The 17472-nt window shown below is 54.8% G+C and carries 16 protein-coding genes; 3 read left to right on the top strand and 13 right to left on the bottom strand.

Annotated elements, in window-relative coordinates:
* Positions 1–72: 72 nt before the first annotated feature.
* From hisF to WC598_RS01790, 3 genes are read left to right on the top strand one after another with little or no spacing between them, the layout of a single operon-like run.
* Positions 73–828 (top strand): imidazole glycerol phosphate synthase subunit HisF, encoded by a 756-nt coding sequence (gene hisF / locus WC598_RS01800; RefSeq protein WP_372959749.1) that lies wholly within the window; start codon positions 73–75, stop codon positions 826–828.
* Positions 825–1424 (top strand): imidazole glycerol phosphate synthase subunit HisH, encoded by a 600-nt coding sequence (gene hisH, locus WC598_RS01795; RefSeq protein ID WP_372959748.1) that lies wholly within the window; start codon positions 825–827, stop codon positions 1422–1424. The genes hisF and hisH overlap by 4 nt, the downstream gene beginning before the upstream one ends.
* Before the next feature lie 10 nt (positions 1425–1434).
* Entirely contained in the window at positions 1435–2643 is a 1209-nt protein-coding gene (locus WC598_RS01790; RefSeq protein ID WP_372959747.1) for an N-acetyl sugar amidotransferase, read from the top strand.
* A 272-nt stretch (positions 2644–2915) separates the two neighbouring features.
* Here WC598_RS01790 and WC598_RS01785 read toward each other — a convergent pair whose 3' ends face one another.
* The 13 genes from WC598_RS01785 to WC598_RS01725 form a co-directional block, all read right to left on the bottom strand.
* Positions 2916–3833 (bottom strand): GAF domain-containing protein, encoded by a 918-nt coding sequence (locus WC598_RS01785; protein ID WP_372959746.1) that lies wholly within the window; start codon positions 3831–3833, stop codon positions 2916–2918.
* Positions 3830–6610, bottom strand: coding sequence for a methyl-accepting chemotaxis protein (locus WC598_RS01780; RefSeq protein WP_372959745.1), 2781 nt, complete (start codon positions 6608–6610; stop codon positions 3830–3832). The genes WC598_RS01785 and WC598_RS01780 overlap by 4 nt, the downstream gene beginning before the upstream one ends.
* 412 nt (positions 6611–7022) lie before the next feature.
* Positions 7023–7661, bottom strand: coding sequence for a Fe-only nitrogenase accessory AnfO family protein (locus tag WC598_RS01775; RefSeq protein WP_372959744.1), 639 nt, complete (start codon positions 7659–7661; stop codon positions 7023–7025).
* A 14-nt stretch (positions 7662–7675) separates the two neighbouring features.
* Complete coding sequence (locus tag WC598_RS01770; protein ID WP_372959743.1) at positions 7676–7984, bottom strand: NAD(P)H-dependent oxidoreductase subunit E; 309 nt, start codon at positions 7982–7984, stop codon at positions 7676–7678.
* Between the two features lies 1 nt (position 7985).
* On the bottom strand, positions 7986–9377 hold the full coding sequence (locus tag WC598_RS01765; protein WP_372959742.1) for a nitrogenase component 1: 1392 nt from the start codon (positions 9375–9377) through the stop codon (positions 7986–7988).
* Complete coding sequence (gene nifE / locus WC598_RS01760) at positions 9377–10756, bottom strand: nitrogenase iron-molybdenum cofactor biosynthesis protein NifE (RefSeq protein ID WP_372959741.1); 1380 nt, start codon at positions 10754–10756, stop codon at positions 9377–9379. The genes WC598_RS01765 and nifE overlap by 1 nt, the downstream gene beginning before the upstream one ends.
* 27 nt (positions 10757–10783) lie before the next feature.
* Entirely contained in the window at positions 10784–12151 is a 1368-nt protein-coding gene (nifK, locus tag WC598_RS01755) for a nitrogenase molybdenum-iron protein subunit beta (RefSeq protein WP_372959740.1), read from the bottom strand.
* Positions 12144–13769, bottom strand: coding sequence for a nitrogenase molybdenum-iron protein alpha chain (nifD, locus tag WC598_RS01750; protein ID WP_372959739.1), 1626 nt, complete (start codon positions 13767–13769; stop codon positions 12144–12146). The genes nifK and nifD overlap by 8 nt, the downstream gene beginning before the upstream one ends.
* A gap of 18 nt (positions 13770–13787) precedes the next feature.
* Positions 13788–14207, bottom strand: a complete 420-nt coding sequence (locus WC598_RS01745; protein ID WP_372959738.1) for a P-II family nitrogen regulator — start codon at positions 14205–14207, stop codon at positions 13788–13790.
* Positions 14208–14218: 11 nt separating this feature from the next.
* Positions 14219–14545, bottom strand: coding sequence for a P-II family nitrogen regulator (locus WC598_RS01740; protein WP_372959737.1), 327 nt, complete (start codon positions 14543–14545; stop codon positions 14219–14221).
* 49 nt (positions 14546–14594) lie between these two features.
* A complete protein-coding gene (gene nifH, locus WC598_RS01735; protein ID WP_372959736.1) occupies positions 14595–15422 on the bottom strand; it encodes a nitrogenase iron protein in 828 nt (275 codons plus the stop codon).
* A gap of 99 nt (positions 15423–15521) precedes the next feature.
* Positions 15522–15773 carry a hypothetical protein gene (locus tag WC598_RS01730; RefSeq protein WP_372959735.1) on the bottom strand — a complete coding sequence of 84 codons (252 nt, stop codon included), beginning with the start codon at positions 15771–15773 and terminating at the stop codon, positions 15522–15524.
* A gap of 1412 nt (positions 15774–17185) precedes the next feature.
* Positions 17186–17470, bottom strand: a complete 285-nt coding sequence (locus WC598_RS01725) for a hypothetical protein (RefSeq protein WP_372959734.1) — start codon at positions 17468–17470, stop codon at positions 17186–17188.
* Between the last annotated feature and the right edge of the window lie 2 nt (positions 17471–17472).

Here is a 17472-nt window from a genome sequence, read left to right as displayed (position 1 = left end):
GGCGAGAGTTTATATAAACCCCATAGAAGTAATCTTCTTATTCCATAAGGCGGATGTGTATAAGAGAGAAAGATGCCGTTACGGATTATTGCACGTCTGGATGTAAAACCGCCATATGTCGTAAAACCTGTTCATTTTGAAGGATTGAGAAAGGTTGGCACCCCTGATGAACTGGCATTGAACTATCATAACCAGGGTGCTGACGAACTTCTCTATATCGACATTGTAGCAAGCCTGTACCAGCGCGGGATACTTCTTGACCTGATTAAGAAAACGGCGAATGGTCTCCTTGTCCCGTTCACTGCCGGTGGGGGGGTCAGGACGATTGATGATTTTACCCATTTGCTGAATAATGGTGTCGACAAGGTAATCATCAACACCTATGCACTCCAGCAGGATCCGTCGATCATCACCCGGGCTGCTGAAATATTCGGTTCGCAGGCAGTAATGGTTCATATTGTTGCAAAGAAGTGGAGTGGCTGGTGGGAATGTTATTCCGATTGCGGGAGAATCCGCAGTGGAAAAGATGCTTTTGAGTGGGCCATGGAAGTGGAGCGTCTTGGTGCCGGTGAGATCCTTGTCAGCTCGGTGGATCAGGACGGACGCCGCAGGGGATTCGATACCGATCTCATACAGGGAATTGTGTCCCGGGTGAAAATCCCGGTTATCGCGGGCAGTGGTGCAGGATCAAAGGAAGACGTAAAACATATCATTGAAGTGGCAAAACCCGATGCGGTTGCAATAAGTTCACTTCTTCATTACAACATCTCATCAATCCTTGACCTGAAACAATACCTGTCTGATGAAGGTATCGAGGTGGTTATATGACCATTCCGGTTGGACTGGTTAATTATGGCAGGTCCGGGAACCTCTACAATGTAAAAAAGGCGCTTGAACTGGCAGGTGCCCGCGTTACCGTAGTAGAAAAGGAACCGGATTTTCATGGGGTGGACAGGCTCGTCCTTCCCGGGGTCGGATGTTTCAGGGATGCCATGGAACAGATGGGGGATTTTCGGGACATTCTTACCGACCATATGCGCACCATGCCCACGCTTGGCATCTGTCTGGGAATGCAGATTCTCGCAAAAACCGGGTACGAGTACGGCGAGACCCCTGGTCTGAATCTTATTGAGGCCGAGATCAAGAGGATCGAAGTAAAGTGCAAGGTCCCTCACCTCGGCTGGGGCAGCCTGGAGATTGTAAAGGATTCACCCCTGCTTGAGGGTATCACCAGTCAGGACAATTTCTATTTCATGCACTCGTATGAAATGATCAATTTCACCGATGTCATTGCCCTGACCCGTTTCTGTGATCACAAGTTCGTTTCAATGGTTCAGAAAAATGAGATATTCGGCGTTCAGTTCCACCCGGAGAAAAGCCGCACAGCCGGTATACGCGTCCTGAAAAATTTCCTAAACCTGTGAGGGAGAAGTGATGACAGAACAATATGGCATGTACGGGCTTCCAACAGAGGTAAAATTCTGTAAAAAATGTACTCTGAATAACCAGAGGCCTTCGTCAACAATTGAATTCCGGAATAAACCAGGCGACGTAAAACGCCCCATCCAGTTTGACGAGGACGGGGTCTGTGAAGCCTGCCGGTTCGTACCGAAAAAGAAAACAATCGACTGGCAGGCCCGAAAACAGGACCTGATGGATCTTTGCGATCGTTTCCGGAAAAAAGATGGATCGTTTGATATCATAGTTCCGGGAAGTGGTGGAAAAGACAGCGTGATGGCAGCGCATATTCTGAAATACGAATACAATATGCACCCCATCCTCATAACGTGGCCCCCGCATCTCTATACCCGGGTGGGCAAGCGGAATTTTGATGCATGGCTGAATTCCGGGTTTGCGAATTATACCTACCATCCAAACCAGAAAGTCCATCGTCTGTTGACAAAGCTGGCCTTTGAAAACCTTGTCCATCCGTTTCAGCCATTTATTATCGGCCAGAAGAATTTAGCCCCGAAACTGTCGATCCTGCTCAACATCCCTCTCATTATGTACGGGGAGAATGAAGCAGAATATGGAAATCCCATTGCCGACAATATCAGCGCAAAGCGGAGTACGCAGTACTACTCAATGGAACAGGATCTCGACAATATTTACCTCGGGGGTGTCAGCGCACGCGAACTGATGAAAACGTACGATCTCTCGCTCGCTGATCTGGAAGCATACCTCCCGGCAGAGCCGGGAAAACTGGATGCTGTTGGCACTGAAGTGCATTATCTGGGATATTATCTGAAGTGGCATCCCCAGGAGACCTATTACTATTCTGTGGAGCATACCGATTTCCTTCCAAACGATTTCCGGACCGAGGGAAGCTACAGCAAATACAGTTCGATTGACGATAAAATTGACTGGCTTCACTATTATACAACCTACATCAAGTTCGGGATCGGAAGAGCAACCTACGACTCTGCGCAGGAGATACGCAACGGGGATATCACCAGGGACGAGGGAATCAGCCTGATAAAACGGTTTGATGGCGAATTTCCTGAAATGTATCTGGATGAATGCCTCGCATACATGGGGATAACTCGCGAGAGGTTCCATGAAATTATTGAAAAAGCCCGGCCACCCCATTTATGGAAAAAAGAGAATGGAACATGGGAGCTCCGGCATACAATCTGGAAATAACCCTGAATACCATTTTTCCCCGTTTTTTGATCTTCCAAAATGCGTTTTAAAAAAAATCCGGTGTTGTGATTATCACACCATGAAAGAATTCAGTGGGGATTCAGGCGATGATCTTCCCCTTGCAGTCTGCATTCGCGTGTGCAGAATCCCCCCATCGCACCCGTGATCGCTTTTTTTTAAAGTGATTCTTTGCTGACAACGGTCCAGCAGGCATTCACAGGGAGTTCATATTGCCTGGATACAAACCCTGGTCCCTGCCATGTGGGGAGGGATCAGGGCGTCCTGTCGTTCCCGCTCAGTTCCAGGGCAAAACAAATATCCGTAACAAGGTCTTCGAGTAACTGGATTTCCTGCGCATTGAAAAAATTTTTTTCAGCTGAGTAAAACCGCATGGCTCCAATGATTCTTTCATGACAGTTCATGGGAATGGAGGCGGAGGACCGGTACCCTCGTCTGGCTGCTTTTTCAATGTAGTGCGCCATGAGGGGATCCGACTCAATATCATTGCTGATAACGGAGCGGCGCTCACGGATTGCAGTCCCCGTCAGTCCCATGCCCCCGGGAATATTGTCAACGCTGATCGAGATATTGCTCAGGTACCCGTCTTCATATCCGCAGGCCGCAACCGGGTTGACACTGCGCTCTTCCGGATTGATCATGCCAATCCATGCCATTAAGAATTTTCCTTCTTCCACGGCTATCCTGCAGGCTTCATTGAGGAGTTCCGTGCGGTTCCGGATACGGAGGACGGCCCGGTTGGTACTGGACAACACCGCATTGAGCCGGCTTAAGTGGATGATCGTGTCCTGGGCCTGTTTTCTCTCAACCGACCGTTCGATCTTATGGATAAGGTCGGTGAACTGGGGGCGGGGATCCCCTCCTTTCTGGGAGTAATGGTCAGCACCGTTGTTCAGGGCTTCGATGATGATATCCTCCCGGGCTTTTCCGGAAAATATGATGAACGGGAGGAACGGGTATTCTGCCCGGACGGCTTTTAAAAACGCGATGCCATCCATCTCCGGCATCTGGAAATCGGAAACCACGGCATCGTACCGGGTTGTCCGGATCTTTTCCAGCGCCGTTGATGCAGAATCAAGAATCTCAACCTGGATGGTCCCCGATTGTTCCAGGTACAGTTTTCCTATATCCAGAAGTACAGGGTCATCGTCAACATAGAGAACGGAAATCATGATTTATCAGACCCGCCAGACAGGGAAAATTGCTTTTCTTCGATCATATCTCCCACCCGGAATTTCCGGTTGGCCCCGAGTGCCGACAGGGCAATGGTATTAACCTGCTCAACCATACGGGATATCTCACAGATTCCTGCGGATAATTCCCTCGTAGATGCTGCAGATTCCCCGGCTTCTTCGGCAGTTGCCCGGATCCGTCCGGCAATTTCATGGATTCGGCCGGTAATTTTCTCCGTTGTTGCGGCCTGCTCACCGGTAGCGGTTGCAACATCGGAGGCACTTGCTGCAACTTTTTCGATATCGGATGCAATGCGGGTAAAGGCACCCAGGGTTTCCGTAACCACAGAGGTGCCTTTGCTGACAACGGACCTTGTCTCTTCCATGGCCGATGCAGCTTTTTTTGCCTCTTCCTTGAGATTGTTAATCATCTCTTCAATCTGTTCGGCGGATCTCTTGGATTCCTGTGCCAGGGATTTTACTTCTGCTGCAACTACCGCAAACCCGCGGCCCGCGTCGCCCGCCCGGGCTGCTTCAATTGCGGCATTGAGGGCAAGAAGGTTGGTCTGGTTTGCGATATCCCTAATAAGACTGACTATTTTTGAGATATCTGCCATCTGCTGCCCGATTTTTGCAACCATGCCGGATACGTTTTCAGTGGAACCGGCAATCTCCCCCATATTTTTTTCAGCACGGGCGGCAAGCACGGATCCCTCGTGGGAACGGGCATTTGCCTGCCCCGAGATCGCCCGGACCTCGGACATGCTGGACGTGATCTCCTCGACCGATGCGCTCAGGTCGCCTGCGGCATGAAGGATCTGGTCGATACCGCCCGATACCTCCGCGGCATTGGTGCTCACGAGGCCGGAATTCCGGGAAATATCGCCGATCTCTCCCGATGCATCCTGGATGTACCGGACAGCATTACCGGCAGAGATTATCAGGGATTCCATCTCCCGGTTCACCGTACTGATATTTTTCTGGAGACTGCCGATGATTCCCTGGACCGCATCCTGCATTTTTTGTAACTGGTCATGAGTTGCTTTTGTCCTCTCATCCGGCCCGCTGATATCATACCGGAGCGTGAGATCGCCTTTCCCCATCTTTGCATACACCGCAGACAGTCCGGCAACTTCCTGTTCCATATATCGCTGGATTGCGGCAATTTCATGGAACTTGCTATCCAGATCCTGCTCGCTCTTCTTCCGGTCAAGGTACGTCTTGAGCATCTCGGCTAAGGAATTGATCAGGTTGCGTTCTTCAAGAAGGAACGGTCCCTCGGCTTCCTGCGGTTTTTCCTCAAGGTAGACTATCTCCAGGATGCCGGTTTTTCCTTTGACGGAGAATTCGGCGCTCTGTTTCCAGCATGTGTCCCGGTAATTTGGCGTTGTGACAATGACATCTTCAAACCGGATCCGTGCAGCACAGACATCGGGATACTGCCAGCCGGGGGGGATCAACCGGACAATCTTCTCAAGGATCTGTTCCCATTTCCAGGTGTCGTCCTGGATGAGTTTTGCCGTTGCATAAAAGAGTGTCTGCTCTTTCACACGCTCGCCGTAATCGTGGAGAAGTTTTGCCTGCTCGTGGAGTTTGTTATCCAGATCCTGCTCGCTCTTCTTCCGGTCAAGGTACGTTTTGAGCATCTCGGCTAAGGAATTGATCAGGTTGCGTTCCTCAAGAAGGAACGGCCCCTCGGCTTCCTGCGGTTTCTCCACCAGGTAGACAATCTCCAGGAGGCCTGTCTTCCCTTTGACAGAGAATTCGGCGCTCTGTTTCCAGCGGGTATCCCGGTAATTGGGCGTTGTGACAATGACCTCTTCATACTGTATCCGTGCGGCACAGACATCAGGATACTGCCAGCCGGGGGGGATCAGCCGGACAATTTTACCCAGGATCTGTTCCCATTTCAGGGAATCATCCTGGATGAGTTTTGCCGTTGCGTAAAAGAGCGTCTGCTCTTTCACACGCTCGCCGTAATCGTGGAGAAGTTTTGCCTGTTCCTGGTATTTTTTCTCAAGAATAACTTCACCGGTCTTCCGGTCAAGATAGGTCTTGAGCATCTCCGTTAAGGAATTGATCAGGTTGCGTTCCTCAAGAAGGAACGGACCTTCGGATTCATGTGGTTTCTCATCGAGGTACACAACTTCGATTGTCCCGCGACTGCCATCTTTGGTAATGATCTCAGCCTGCTGTTTCCATCTCACTTCGCGGTACCCCGGGGTTTTCACATCGATATTTGCAAACGTGATCCGGGCTTCGCATATCTCCGGGTACTGCCAGCCGGGGGGAACCAGACAGACAATCTGCCGGAGGATACTCGCGGGTGGCTGAGTGTCGTCCTGGATGAGTTTTGCTGTTGCGTAAAAGAGCGTCTGCTCTTTCACACGCTCGCCATAATCGTGCTGGAGTTTTGCATGGGCAGCTTTTGTTGCTTCTGCTGACCGGATATCGGATGTGAGATTTCTGAACAGCACAACAAGGTTGCCCGGTAATCCCGCGCCATCAGGGACCGGCATAGTCTGTTCTTCCAGAATACAGGGCCCGGTCCGGAACCGAAAGGAGATCGTGGAAAATCCACACCTCTTCTGAGCGAGTGCAGTTGCCGGGTCGTCACCATTGCGCGATTCCAGCGGAAGATCCTGGTACTTCCTCATGAAGAGGGCATCCCCGCCAATCCCGCTCATCCGGACAAATGCAGCATTCGCGTGAATGATTTTTAAATCTGCATTGAGTACGAGTGTTGGCTGGGATGTTTTTTCAAAGACATCCTGCATCAGATCACGAAATTGTGATGGATTTGAAACATATCCTGTATCGTGGTTCGCCATGTTCTCAATCACGCCTTGGGGGTTTGACAGGTTCGATTATGATGAGTTTTTTTATTCCGCAATGGTCCGGACATATTGTTTTTACCCGGATGCCGTATTGGATTCCTTCATTTTGGTGGAAGTACTATTCCATCACACTTGGTTAAATATATATCGGTTATTCCTTTGAACACGGTTTCCGCAGGAACGAGCGGGATTGTAAATTCCAAGGCAAAATAAAAAGCAATTCCCGGATACTGCACTCAGGCAGGAAAAGAGGTACGCCCGGTGAGATGAGAGAGAGAACTGCCTGATGACAGGGTTCTCGCTGACGCGAGGGAAAGCTCCTGTCACCAGGCCCGGCAGGACGGATGAAAAATCAGCAGCATCCTCCCGCCGATCGCCGTATGAGCACTTTCATATCATGGAGCCCGGTTTGTTCGCGTGTGAGATCGTACCCGAGCCGTTCTGCATCCACTTCGATCCAGGGCGGCATGTGATCGCAGATGATCTCCAGTTCAGAGAACGCGCCGGCCTGTACAAACGACCGGAGCACCTGTTTGCTGCTCATTTCGGGACGCTTGCCCTGGATCTCGCGGATGGAGATGTAATATTTCCCGGGAGAAATCTCGAGCGGGGCCGGGATATCGGCGCCGTCCAAAACCGGGACGTTACCCTCCTGCTCTTCCTTTGCCTCCAGCAGGACGGAACTGAGAAATTCCGGCGGGCTTCCGGCAATCTCGAAGACCGAGAATCCCGCTTTTGCAAGCCCGAAGAAGAGGGCCCCGCTGGCCGACTGTGCGACAAGGGTTTTGCAGGTTCCAAGAAATGCAACAAGTTCCCCTGTCTGGTTACGCAGGCCGGCAAGACCGCCATCCCCGTTAAGCGAGAACGGGAGCCGGCGCTCTGCAAGCCAGGTTCCCCGCACCATGCGATAGACAACAACCGTGCCGGGTTCGCTGAGCGGGACCGTCCTGCCGTCACTGCCGATGATTGCCGCAATTTCAGATACACACATGATATCCTCCCCCGTTACAGGATAAGACGCCCCACGGGATTTCCCTCCCCGATATGCGAGGTAAGGATCTCGGGCACGTCATCCGCAGTAACCGATCCGTACCAGATATTGTCGGGGTACACGACAACAACCGGTCCTTTCTCGCAGATGCCAAAGCAGCCGGTATTGGAAAGAAAGACCTCCCCGCCGATACCGCGTTCTTCAATCTCTTCCTGGAACTTCGCCATAACCTCAAGGCCCGCCCTGGCGTGGCAGAACCCTTTCTGCAGCCCGTTCGGTCGGGAGCTGGTGCAGACGAAGATGTGGTGCGCTGGTTTTTGCATATCAGATACCTTCCATGATTTCTGTCCTGTGTGTCTCTTCGTACCGGAGCTTCCGGTACGAGCCGTGTTTCTCTTCAAGGAGCGTGTTCGTGATCCGGTCGAGGAGCGCAAGCGTTCCCGTGTAGCCAAGGGTGAGGATCCGCTGGCCGCCCATCCGGTCGTTGACGGGAAAACCGGTCCTGACCACGGGGATGCCGTGCCGTTCGGTGAAGAACTTCCCGCCGGAGTGGCCGATAGCGATGTTGGCGCCGGCCTTCAGTGCCGCAGATTCGATTGCAGCAAAGTCGGTCTCTTCCTGGACAACCGGCTGTTCGTCAAGGCCCGCAAGGAGGGGTTCGAGGCAGGCAGCAAGCCGGCTCGTGCGGGTCCCGCTCGCGATGACGACCGGGGCAATACCGTTCTCGGTGCAGGCCCTGGTCAGGGCATACACCAGCTCCGGCTCGCCGTAGATGACGGCCCGGCCCTCTGCATTGTGCTTGTGGGCATCGGCCATGGCGTCGAGAAGCCAGCCGCGCTCGTTACGAAGAGCCTCCGGCCTTGAATGCCCGCTGGTTTTTTCGAGGAGCAAAAGGAACTGGTCGGCAGCCTCAACCCCCACGGGAAGCGGGAGCGTAACGAGCGGGACGTTATATTCCTGTTCGAGCCAGAGGCCGGGCGAGAGATGGTCCGGGCAGGTTGCGCCGAACTGGATCGTGAGCGGGGCACCGGGCATGGCGGCAATATCCGCAGGCTGTGTCCCGCCCGGCGGGATTTTCTGGTACCGCCCGGCAAACGGGCGGTCAAGGGTTACCGAGTAATCGGGAAGGAGCGTGCACTCAAGGCCCATGAGGGCGACAAGGCGCTGGATCTCCCGGATATCCGCGGGGCTGACATGCGGAACCATCACGTTGATGCGCCGGTGGGGTACCGTGGGCCGGGCATAGTGGGCGATGACTGCCTTTGTCGCGGCCCAGTAGCCTTCCGTGTGGCTCCCGCTGTAGCTCGGCGTGGGAACCGGGATGATGTCGGGGCATCCCGTTGCGTTTACTTTCCGGTAATCGCGGATGATCCGGTCCAGGTCTTCCCCCATGGTCTCGGCAAGACAGGTGGTGAGGACGCCGATTACGGACGGGGCATAGACCCGGCGCATGTTGTCGAGCGCTTTTTTGAGGTTTGCTTCCCCGCCGAGGATGGTCTGTTTCTCGTTGAGCGAGGACGAGGCTATGTCCACCGGCTCGTTGAAGTGGTTGACGCAGGTGAGGCGCATGTAGGTGCTGCATCCCTGCGAGCCGTGGACGAGCGCCATTGCCCCGGCAATCCCCTTGAGCGCGATGATGGCGCCAAGCGGCATGCAGTGCTGGCACTGGTTCTCGTTCACCTGCCGGACCGTACCGGCAGGTGCGGCGGGCGCCATCAGGCACCTCCCGCCGGGGCCCGGAGATATTTCCAGACCGGCGAGCAGGTGCTGATATACACCTCGCGGGCAAAGTTCACGGCACCGTCGAACCCGGCAAGGCATTCCTTCCGGTCATGGTTGTGGTCCACGAAGCCTACGCCCAGTTTGTACGCAAGCACGCGCTCCTTGACCCCGCCGGCCATGACGTCGACTTTTTTCTCCAGGAGGAACCGTTCGATCTCGGCCGGGTTGGTGTCGTCAACCACGATCGCCCCCTCGTCAAGGAGGCTCGTGATGGTTGCGTACTCCTCGGATTTCCCGGTCTGGGTGCCGGTGAGGACGATCTCCATCCCGAGCTCCCGCATCTGCCGGATCAGGGCAACGGCCTTGTAGGCCCCGCCCACGTAGATAGCTGCCCGTTTGCCGGTAAGTTTCTCACGGTAGCGTTCAAGGGCCGGGCGGATGCGGGCAGTCTCCCGCTCAATGATCCGCTCGGTCCGCTCTGTGATCACCGGGTCGTCATAGAACCGGGCAATCTTCCGCAGGCTCTCGGCCGTGTTCTCTGCGCCGAAGAAGTTCACGTCCATAAAGGGAATGGAGAACTGCTTCTCGAGCTGCTGGGCTACCCAGTGCATTGAGCCCGTGCACTGCACGAGGTTGAGGCAGGCGCCGGGCGCCTGTTTTAAGGCCGCCACGGTCGAGTCGCCGGTAAATGCAACGTTGATCCCGATACCCATCTCAGCAAGGTAGCGCCGGGCCAGCCACATCTCGCCGCTCAGGTTGTACTCGCCAAGGAAGTTGAGTTTCTGCGTCTTCTCGATGAGCTCCCCCTCCTTTGGCGTGATGAGCCGCAGGAGGGCAAGGGCCGCGGCGCGGTACCCGACAACCTTGTTGCCCGAGATAAAGCCGCTCGACTCAACCGGGATCACTTCGGTATTGTGGTGACGCGAGGCCTCTTTGCACACGGCAACGATATCGTCGCCGATCATGCCGGTTACGCAGGTCGCGTATACAAAGATCGCGGGAGGGTGATACTTCTCCACGATCTCATCGATGCAGGCGGCAAGTTTCTTCTCGCCGCCAAAGACAACGTCCCGCTCCTTCATGTTGGTCGAGAAACTGTTCCGGTACATCTCCGACCCGCTCGACAGGCTGCCCCGGATATCCCAGGTATAGGCAGCGCAGCCGATCGGGCCGTGGACCAGGTGCACGGCGTCCGTGACCGGGTTTAAGACCACCCTGGCCCCGCAGAAGACACAGGCCCGCTGGCTGACGGAGCCGGCCAGGCTGTCGTCAGCGCAGTGAATGCTCTTCCTCCCGGTTCCGGCAGTCAGGATGGAGTTCTGGCGTTCGCTGATGCATGCCCCCTCTTCACGAGGGGAAGAGATGGTTTCCATGGTTCCTCACCGTCTGGTTAATTCCCGCTATAGCACGAGTTCGAAATCCTCATCCAGGCAATCGCGGTCCCGGCGGTCCAGGAGCGCATTGCTGATCTGCTCGATCAAGCGCAGGCATCCCCGGTAGCCAACCACCGGCATGAGCGGGTGGACGGCCCGGTCCAGGATCGGGAATCCGAAGCGGACGAACGGGACATCGAGGGCCCGGGCAATGTACTTGCCATACGAGGTGCCGATCAGGAGATCGACCGGTGACTCTTTGATCCACTGCTGGAGCTCGAAGAGGTCGCCTTCCGCTTTGACCCGGCTTCCCGTTATACCGGCTTCTGCGAGCATGGCATTGATCTCGGTCTCGAAGGTTTTGCCGGGCGTGCCCGTGAGCACATACACCGGTACCATACCCATCGCGAGCAGGAACTCAGTGAGCGCGATCACATGGTCGGGGTCGCCAAAGACTGCAACGCGTTTTCCCTGGTAGTGGAAATGCGTATCAATCAGCGTGTCAACCACCTGGCCGCGTTCGAGCGTGAGGGACGCCGGGATCTCAACGCCGAACCAGTCCTTTACCGCCATGATGAAATCGTCGGTCGCTTTGATGCCGATGGGGAGCCGGAGCGGGATACCGGTGACACCGCATTTCTCCTGCAGCACTTCTGCGGCATCGTGCGAGGCGTAGGAGCCGAGGGCAAGGGTCACTTCCGAGTTGCCGGCATCGCGGATCTCGGCAACGGTTGCTCCGCCATCCGGGTACATCTGGTATTTGCTGGTCAGGGGTGTGTCGAGCACGCCCGCCGTGTCCGGGAACATGATCATCTTGACGCCGAGCAGGTCCACGATGCGGCGGATCTCCCGCATGTCGCCGGGATTGACAAAGCCGGGCAGGACATTCATCTGCGATTTCTTTACGGCTCCGTCAGACTGGGAAAGATACGAGACCATGGCTTTGCACATCCCCGAGAACCCGGTGATATGGGAGCCATGGTAGCTCGGGGTGTTGACGTGAATGACTGATTTTCCCTCCGGAATTTCTGCGGTTTTGATGATGTTTGGCAGGTCGTCCCCGATGGTCTCGGAAAGGCAGGTAGTATGGACTGCCATGATCTCGGGGTTATAGATCGCAAAGACGTTCTTGATGGAGGTCTTTAAGTTCGCAGCCCCGCCAAAGACTGAAGCGCCTTCGGTAAAGGAACTGGACGACGCAAGCACCGGGTCCCGGAAATGCCGGGTGAGGTGCATGCGGTGGTACGCGCAGCAGCCCTGCGAGCCGTGGCTGTGGGGCAGGCAGCCGTGAATGCCGAGCGCGGCATACATGGCGCCGAGCGGCTGGCAGGTTTTTGCCGGGTTGATCTTCCCGGTCGTGTGTTCAACCGGGGTTTCCGGTATGCATTCAAGCATGGGTGTTGCTCCGTGGTTCTTTGTTGGTCTCCCAGGGGGGAGTGATCAGTTTCCAGGCCGGGGTGGTCAGGGCATTGACCACGTCCCTTGCAAAGTTCAGGGCGCCGTTGTAGCCGGCATACGGACCGCTGTAGTCGTATGCATGCAGCTGTTTGGAGGCGACTCCCATCTTGTGGACAATGTACTTGTCCCGGACGCCGGAGAGGAACAGGTCGGGTTTTGCCGTCCGGATCAATACCTCGACTTCGTGGTGGTTGGCGTCGTCGATGATGACCTGCCCGTCTTTCATGTTCGGGTAGATGCCCTCGTAGTAGTTGAGTGGAACTGCTTTTTTGAGTTCATCGTACTTCTCTCTGGACATGTTCAGGTGGACATGGGCTTCCTGGTACATTTTTTCATCGGCAACGAGATGCAGCTCGGGAATATTTTTCGAGTCCGCGTCGCTTTTGATCGTGGGAATGACCTGGCGGCCTTCGTAGTCGTCCCGGTGGGCAAACTCGTAGCCGGCAATGATCATCTCCATGCCGAGATCGCGGAGCAGGTACTGGTAGTGGTGGCTCCGCGAGCCGCCAACGATCGCAAACGCGGTCTTGCCTTTGAGGATCTTGCTGTACTGCTCAAGGACCGGTACAATCCGTGCGGTCTCCCGCTCGATGACAACTTCGGTCTGTCTGGCGAGCTCCTCGTCCCCAAAGCACTGTGCCATCTGGCGCAGCGACTGATTTGTTGAGTCGATCCCGATGAAGTTGACTTTCAGCCAGGGCGTGCCGTATTTCGTCTCCATCATCTCGGCAATGTAGTTGATCGAGCGGTGGCACTGGACAAGGTTGAGGTCCGCGAGGTGCAGGTTTTTGATGTCAAGGTAACTGGAATCCCCGGTCAGCACACAGTTCACCGTGTAGCCGATCTCTTTTAGGATTCGTTCCAGTTCCCACCCGTCGCCGCCGATGTTGTACTCCCCGAGCAGGTTGATGACATGACTGCCTTCTTTTCGCTCAGTGCCGGTTCCAATGACTCGTTCCATGAGATTGTTGTTGGCGATATGGTGGCCTGCCGACTGGCTGACTCCTTTGTAGCCCTCGCAGTTGTAGGAGAGCACCTGGATTCCGTGACGCTCCTCTGCGGCTTTGGCTACTGCTCCTATGTCATCTCCGATGAGCCCCACCGGGCAGGTGGCGCAGATGTTGATTGCCCGCGGGTGGAATGCGGCTACAACCTCGTCAATCATCTTTGCCAGTTTCTTCTCCCCGCCAAAGACGATGTCGGGCTCTTGCATGTCGGTGATGAAGCAGAGCTGCGAGTAGATCTTGTCTTTGGGGGTTGTGTCATCGGCCCGTGCCTTGTTGCGCCGGGTTCCCCAGCTGTAGTACCCGCAGCCCACCGGGCCGTGGGTGATGGTGATCATGTCCTTGATTGGACCTACGACCACCCCTTTGCACCCGGCATACGCACAGCCGCGCTGCGAAATGATGCCGGGAATCGTCCGCGTGTTCGCCTCGATCTGCGGACAACATGCAGCTGCCTCATCTTTTACAATAAGATGCTTCTTCCGGTTTTTCTTTACCAGGTCCGGGTAGGGGACGAGCATCTCCTCTATTGATCCATCGATTTCTGCCATTTTTGTCGCCTCCCCAATTTACCAGATTGCCGCATCTCCTGCTTCACCGGTGCGCACGCGGACCGCATCGGATACCGGCAGGACAAAGATGGTTCCGTCGCCAATCCCGTATTCGGTCCGGTTCGCCTTTGCAACTGCCTCGATGATCCGCGGGACATCATCATCGTGTGCCAGGATCGTGAACAGGCGCCGCGGGAAGAACCGTGATCCGTCTAAGAAACTGGTGACCATCTTTTCGGTATCCTCAGCTTCGCTGAATTCATCCATTCCCATGGACAGGAGTTTTTCCTTGCACTCTTCGATGGTTTGTGGATCCGTTACCAGGTTTCCCCGGCCGAGCACTTTTACCGCGGTAAACCCGGCCACTCCTGACGCGATGAGAGCTTTTTTCGTCTCGCCGGTCTTCTTCATCCGGACGATCGCCATAATTTCTTTCATCGTGCTCCTCCTCACAGGCCCGGGGTTCCCTTTGAGATGGTGTAGACCTCATCGACGGGGCTGACAAAGATCTTGCCATCCCCGAATGTGCCTTCGGTTCCGGTCTTTGCGATCGATAAGATCATCTGAATGACCTTGTCCTTGGCTTCATTGGGGATAACCATCAGGATGAGAGTCTTTGGGATCTCGTCATAGACCATCCCCCCGATCTTGATCCCTTTCTGCTTTCCCCGGCCCACGACATCGACCATGGTCGCGGCATTGAATCCCGCAGTGGAGAGTTTGGCAAGCACTTCATCTTTCTTTTCAGGCCGTACAATTGCACGTATCAGTAACATCGTTTCACATCCGCCAGTTTTTTTATTTCGTATCGAATTTTTCCGCACTTCACATTGCGTCAAGGAATCCGTGCTGCATCATGAGCTCTTCCAGGCGTTCCTGGGTCATCGGTTTGGGGATGACGAACAGCTTGTTGTTGTCGATCGCCTTTGCCAGGTTCCGGTACTCTTCTGCCTGGCCCGATGCCGGGTCGAAGTCGATGACCGTCTTCTTGTGGATCTCGGCCCGCTGGACGAGATTGTCACGCGGGACGAAGTAGATGAGCTGGGATCCGAGCTCCTCGGCAAATGCCTTCAGGAGCGGAAGTTCGTTGTCGACTTTCCTGCTGTTACAGATAATTCCGCCAAGCCTCACTTTCCCGTTATCGGCGTATTTCTTGATCCCTTTTGCAATATTGTTCGCTGCATAGAGCGCCATGAGTTCACCGGACGCTACAATGTAGATCTCCTCTGCCTTTCCTTCCCGTATGGGCATGGCGAAACCTCCGCAGACCACGTCACCAAGCACATCGTAGAAGACATAGTCGAGGTCGTCGGTGTATGCCCCGAGCGATTCGAGCAGGTTGATGGACGTGATGATCCCCCGGCCGGCGCAGCCGACACCGGGCTCGGGTCCACCGGACTCAACACACCGGGTGTTGCCAAAGCCGGGCTTTAAGATTGCATCGAGCTCGATGTCATCGCCCTCGTCCCGCAGGGTGTCGAGGACCGTCTTCTGGCAGAGCCCGTGCAGGAGAAGCCGGGTTGAATCCGCTTTCGGGTCGCACCCGACTACCATGATCTTCTTTCCCGCTTCTGCGAGTGCTGCAACCGTGTTCTGGGTTGTCGTTGATTTGCCGATACCGCCTTTTCCGTAAATTGCTACCTGTCGTTTCATTGTTGTATGCCTCTGTTATACACGCATGTCTGAGGGCCCGGTGCACATCTTCCGGGCTTTGTTTTCGCAGATCCTTTCCGGTTGTGCTGAATCACGCATTCAGCACATCACCATCCGGTACACTGTACCGGGTGTTCCGGACACCCGCCCATTGACCGGTTCGGGACTGCCGTAATGCCCGGACCGGAACAATCCGGTCATCGGGCATCCGATGTCATTCCGCCCGGAAGTAAGCTGGTGAATCCGATCCCCGATGCTTTGCCGGGTATCCTGCGTCCGAAGACCCGCGTCTTCCGGCGCATGAACACGCCAGCGGGGAAGGTGCGGCAGTGCTGCCCCTTCCCGTTTCATACCGTGCGATTGTTCGCATGTTGCCTCCTGTTGTTACACTCAATTGTTCATTTTACAAATATTTATATGTATTAGTAGGAAACTTCCTTCCACCAAAATTAGTGAAGAGACCATGAACGATCATGAAAATTTTCCTTATGTATGAACAGGACCGCTCAGACGGTGGAGTATGTTAGTACAGATCTCTACGGGAACGAACAGCGCAGGAAAAGCGCCGTGACAAAAAACCGGGGGGAAGCCGGATAACCGGTTCCCGTTCCCGGTATAACCACGTACGCAGGCAACCTGGCGCCTATGAACATTCCGGTGAGGATGAGAACATTTCCCCAGATCCCGCCGTAAACAAAGGCCGTAACCGTGTCGGCCAGAGAATCCCTGCCAGAACCATAAAAATGTCAGATCCGGAAAAGATGACGCATACTCCGGTTGCATTCATCGGCAAGACCGGGCAGGTACTGGCAGGGATCCATTGAACCATTTTTTATAATGGGGGGATGAAGGGATAGCCGGGGTGCGAGATGATACGCTCAGGTGGGCTTTCGTGCACGATGAGCGGGTTACGATCCAAGACCGGCTGGTTCAGGCCGGGTTCAGTATCGCGATTTTGGTTGTTGTGAGGTTCGGACCCCCGGAGGAAAAAAAGCCCATTACGGGCCCCGTTTCCTCTCCCGGTATCATACCCCCTCCCGGAAAACCCCGTAAATCGCCCGAATTCCGATCATATTAAAAATACGCCCAATAATCGTTCTATTTGCCAAAATACGCTTGAAATCCACCTAGTAGAATGACCCTTACATTGCATGGAATCGATGTCATTTTTGCCCGTATTTTCGTCCATCCGGCTAAAAGAACTGCCAGCAGAACGCGGATAACGGGGTCATATAGTATGAATAAAATAAAAAATGGGTGGTAGGAGTGATTCCCGGTACTCCCGATTTGTGATCGTCTCGTATTCTCTCACATACCGAATGACCCGGAACGGGGAACCTGGTCCCCCGGATCTGCACCCCGTTTTATGCCCACCGTTTCCTCTGTAATATGGCTACATATGACCTCTCGTTTTCCGACGTAAAAAGCCGAAAAAAACACGATGACTCTCCCTCTTTTTCGGGTAATATGACCTCCCGGTTTCCAAAAAGGGGCAATCGGAGCCCGCAGAGAGCCCGGATTAGTCTATCCTAAAAACCGGGTACTCTCCGGGGGATTGGACGGTCACACGGAAAGATACCCGGGCACAAAACTCCCCGGTGTACCGCCACGGGCACCAACCCGGCCGGTCGTTTGCCCGCAGGTAACTATCTTACCTGTCCTGCACCAAACCGGGTACTGAAAAGCCATGAACGAGCTGAACGGTGTGGCAACGCCCCGGGATCCCGAGGTCCGCCTGTACCGGATGATGCTGTGGGCATATCTCACCGTACTGCCCGCAACCGGAACGCCCGGTCTATGACATTGATCATTCCCCCGGGTGTCCGGCACCCGAGATGCCGGTACACGATCTCCTCGTACAGGTACGGGATCCGGTACATCGGAGCATACCGGGGGATCGAGAACTGCTGTCGTATGCCGGACAGGCATTCGACATACACGTATTCATGCCCGAGAGCAAACCCGTGGATCTCCTGCGGGAGGATCACCCGGCACGGACAGGCAGCCCCGCCGTTCCAGTACCAGCCCCCGCCAAAATTCAGATCCATGG

This window comes from Methanoregula sp. (assembly GCF_041645475.1).
In the GTDB taxonomy this organism is placed as follows: Archaea; Halobacteriota; Methanomicrobia; order Methanomicrobiales; family Methanospirillaceae; genus Methanoregula.
The sequence above is the reverse complement of the archived record's forward strand: the minus strand, read 5'-3'. Positions and strand labels throughout refer to the sequence as shown.

Bases quoted from the DNA above. Each gene is read 5' to 3' on its own strand.
- hisF (WP_372959749.1), top strand. From the start codon at position 73: ATGCCGTTACGGATTATTGCACGTCTGGATGTAAAACCGCCATATGTC.
- hisH (WP_372959748.1), top strand. From the start codon at position 825: ATGACCATTCCGGTTGGACTGGTTAATTATGGCAGGTCCGGGAACCTC.
- WC598_RS01790 (WP_372959747.1), top strand. From the start codon at position 1,435: ATGACAGAACAATATGGCATGTACGGGCTTCCAACAGAGGTAAAATTC.
- WC598_RS01785 (WP_372959746.1), bottom strand. From the start codon at position 3,833: ATGATTTCCGTTCTCTATGTTGACGATGACCCTGTACTTCTGGATATA.
- WC598_RS01780 (WP_372959745.1), bottom strand. From the start codon at position 6,610: ATGCAGGATGTCTTTGAAAAAACATCCCAGCCAACACTCGTACTCAAT.
- WC598_RS01775 (WP_372959744.1), bottom strand. From the start codon at position 7,661: ATGTGTGTATCTGAAATTGCGGCAATCATCGGCAGTGACGGCAGGACG.
- WC598_RS01770 (WP_372959743.1), bottom strand. From the start codon at position 7,984: ATGCAAAAACCAGCGCACCACATCTTCGTCTGCACCAGCTCCCGACCG.
- WC598_RS01765 (WP_372959742.1), bottom strand. From the start codon at position 9,377: ATGGCGCCCGCCGCACCTGCCGGTACGGTCCGGCAGGTGAACGAGAAC.
- nifE (WP_372959741.1), bottom strand. From the start codon at position 10,756: ATGGAAACCATCTCTTCCCCTCGTGAAGAGGGGGCATGCATCAGCGAA.
- nifK (WP_372959740.1), bottom strand. From the start codon at position 12,151: ATGCTTGAATGCATACCGGAAACCCCGGTTGAACACACGACCGGGAAG.
- nifD (WP_372959739.1), bottom strand. From the start codon at position 13,769: ATGGCAGAAATCGATGGATCAATAGAGGAGATGCTCGTCCCCTACCCG.
- WC598_RS01745 (WP_372959738.1), bottom strand. From the start codon at position 14,207: ATGAAAGAAATTATGGCGATCGTCCGGATGAAGAAGACCGGCGAGACG.
- WC598_RS01740 (WP_372959737.1), bottom strand. From the start codon at position 14,545: ATGTTACTGATACGTGCAATTGTACGGCCTGAAAAGAAAGATGAAGTG.
- nifH (WP_372959736.1), bottom strand. From the start codon at position 15,422: ATGAAACGACAGGTAGCAATTTACGGAAAAGGCGGTATCGGCAAATCA.
- WC598_RS01730 (WP_372959735.1), bottom strand. From the start codon at position 15,773: ATGAAACGGGAAGGGGCAGCACTGCCGCACCTTCCCCGCTGGCGTGTT.
- WC598_RS01725 (WP_372959734.1), bottom strand. From the start codon at position 17,470: ATGGATCTGAATTTTGGCGGGGGCTGGTACTGGAACGGCGGGGCTGCC.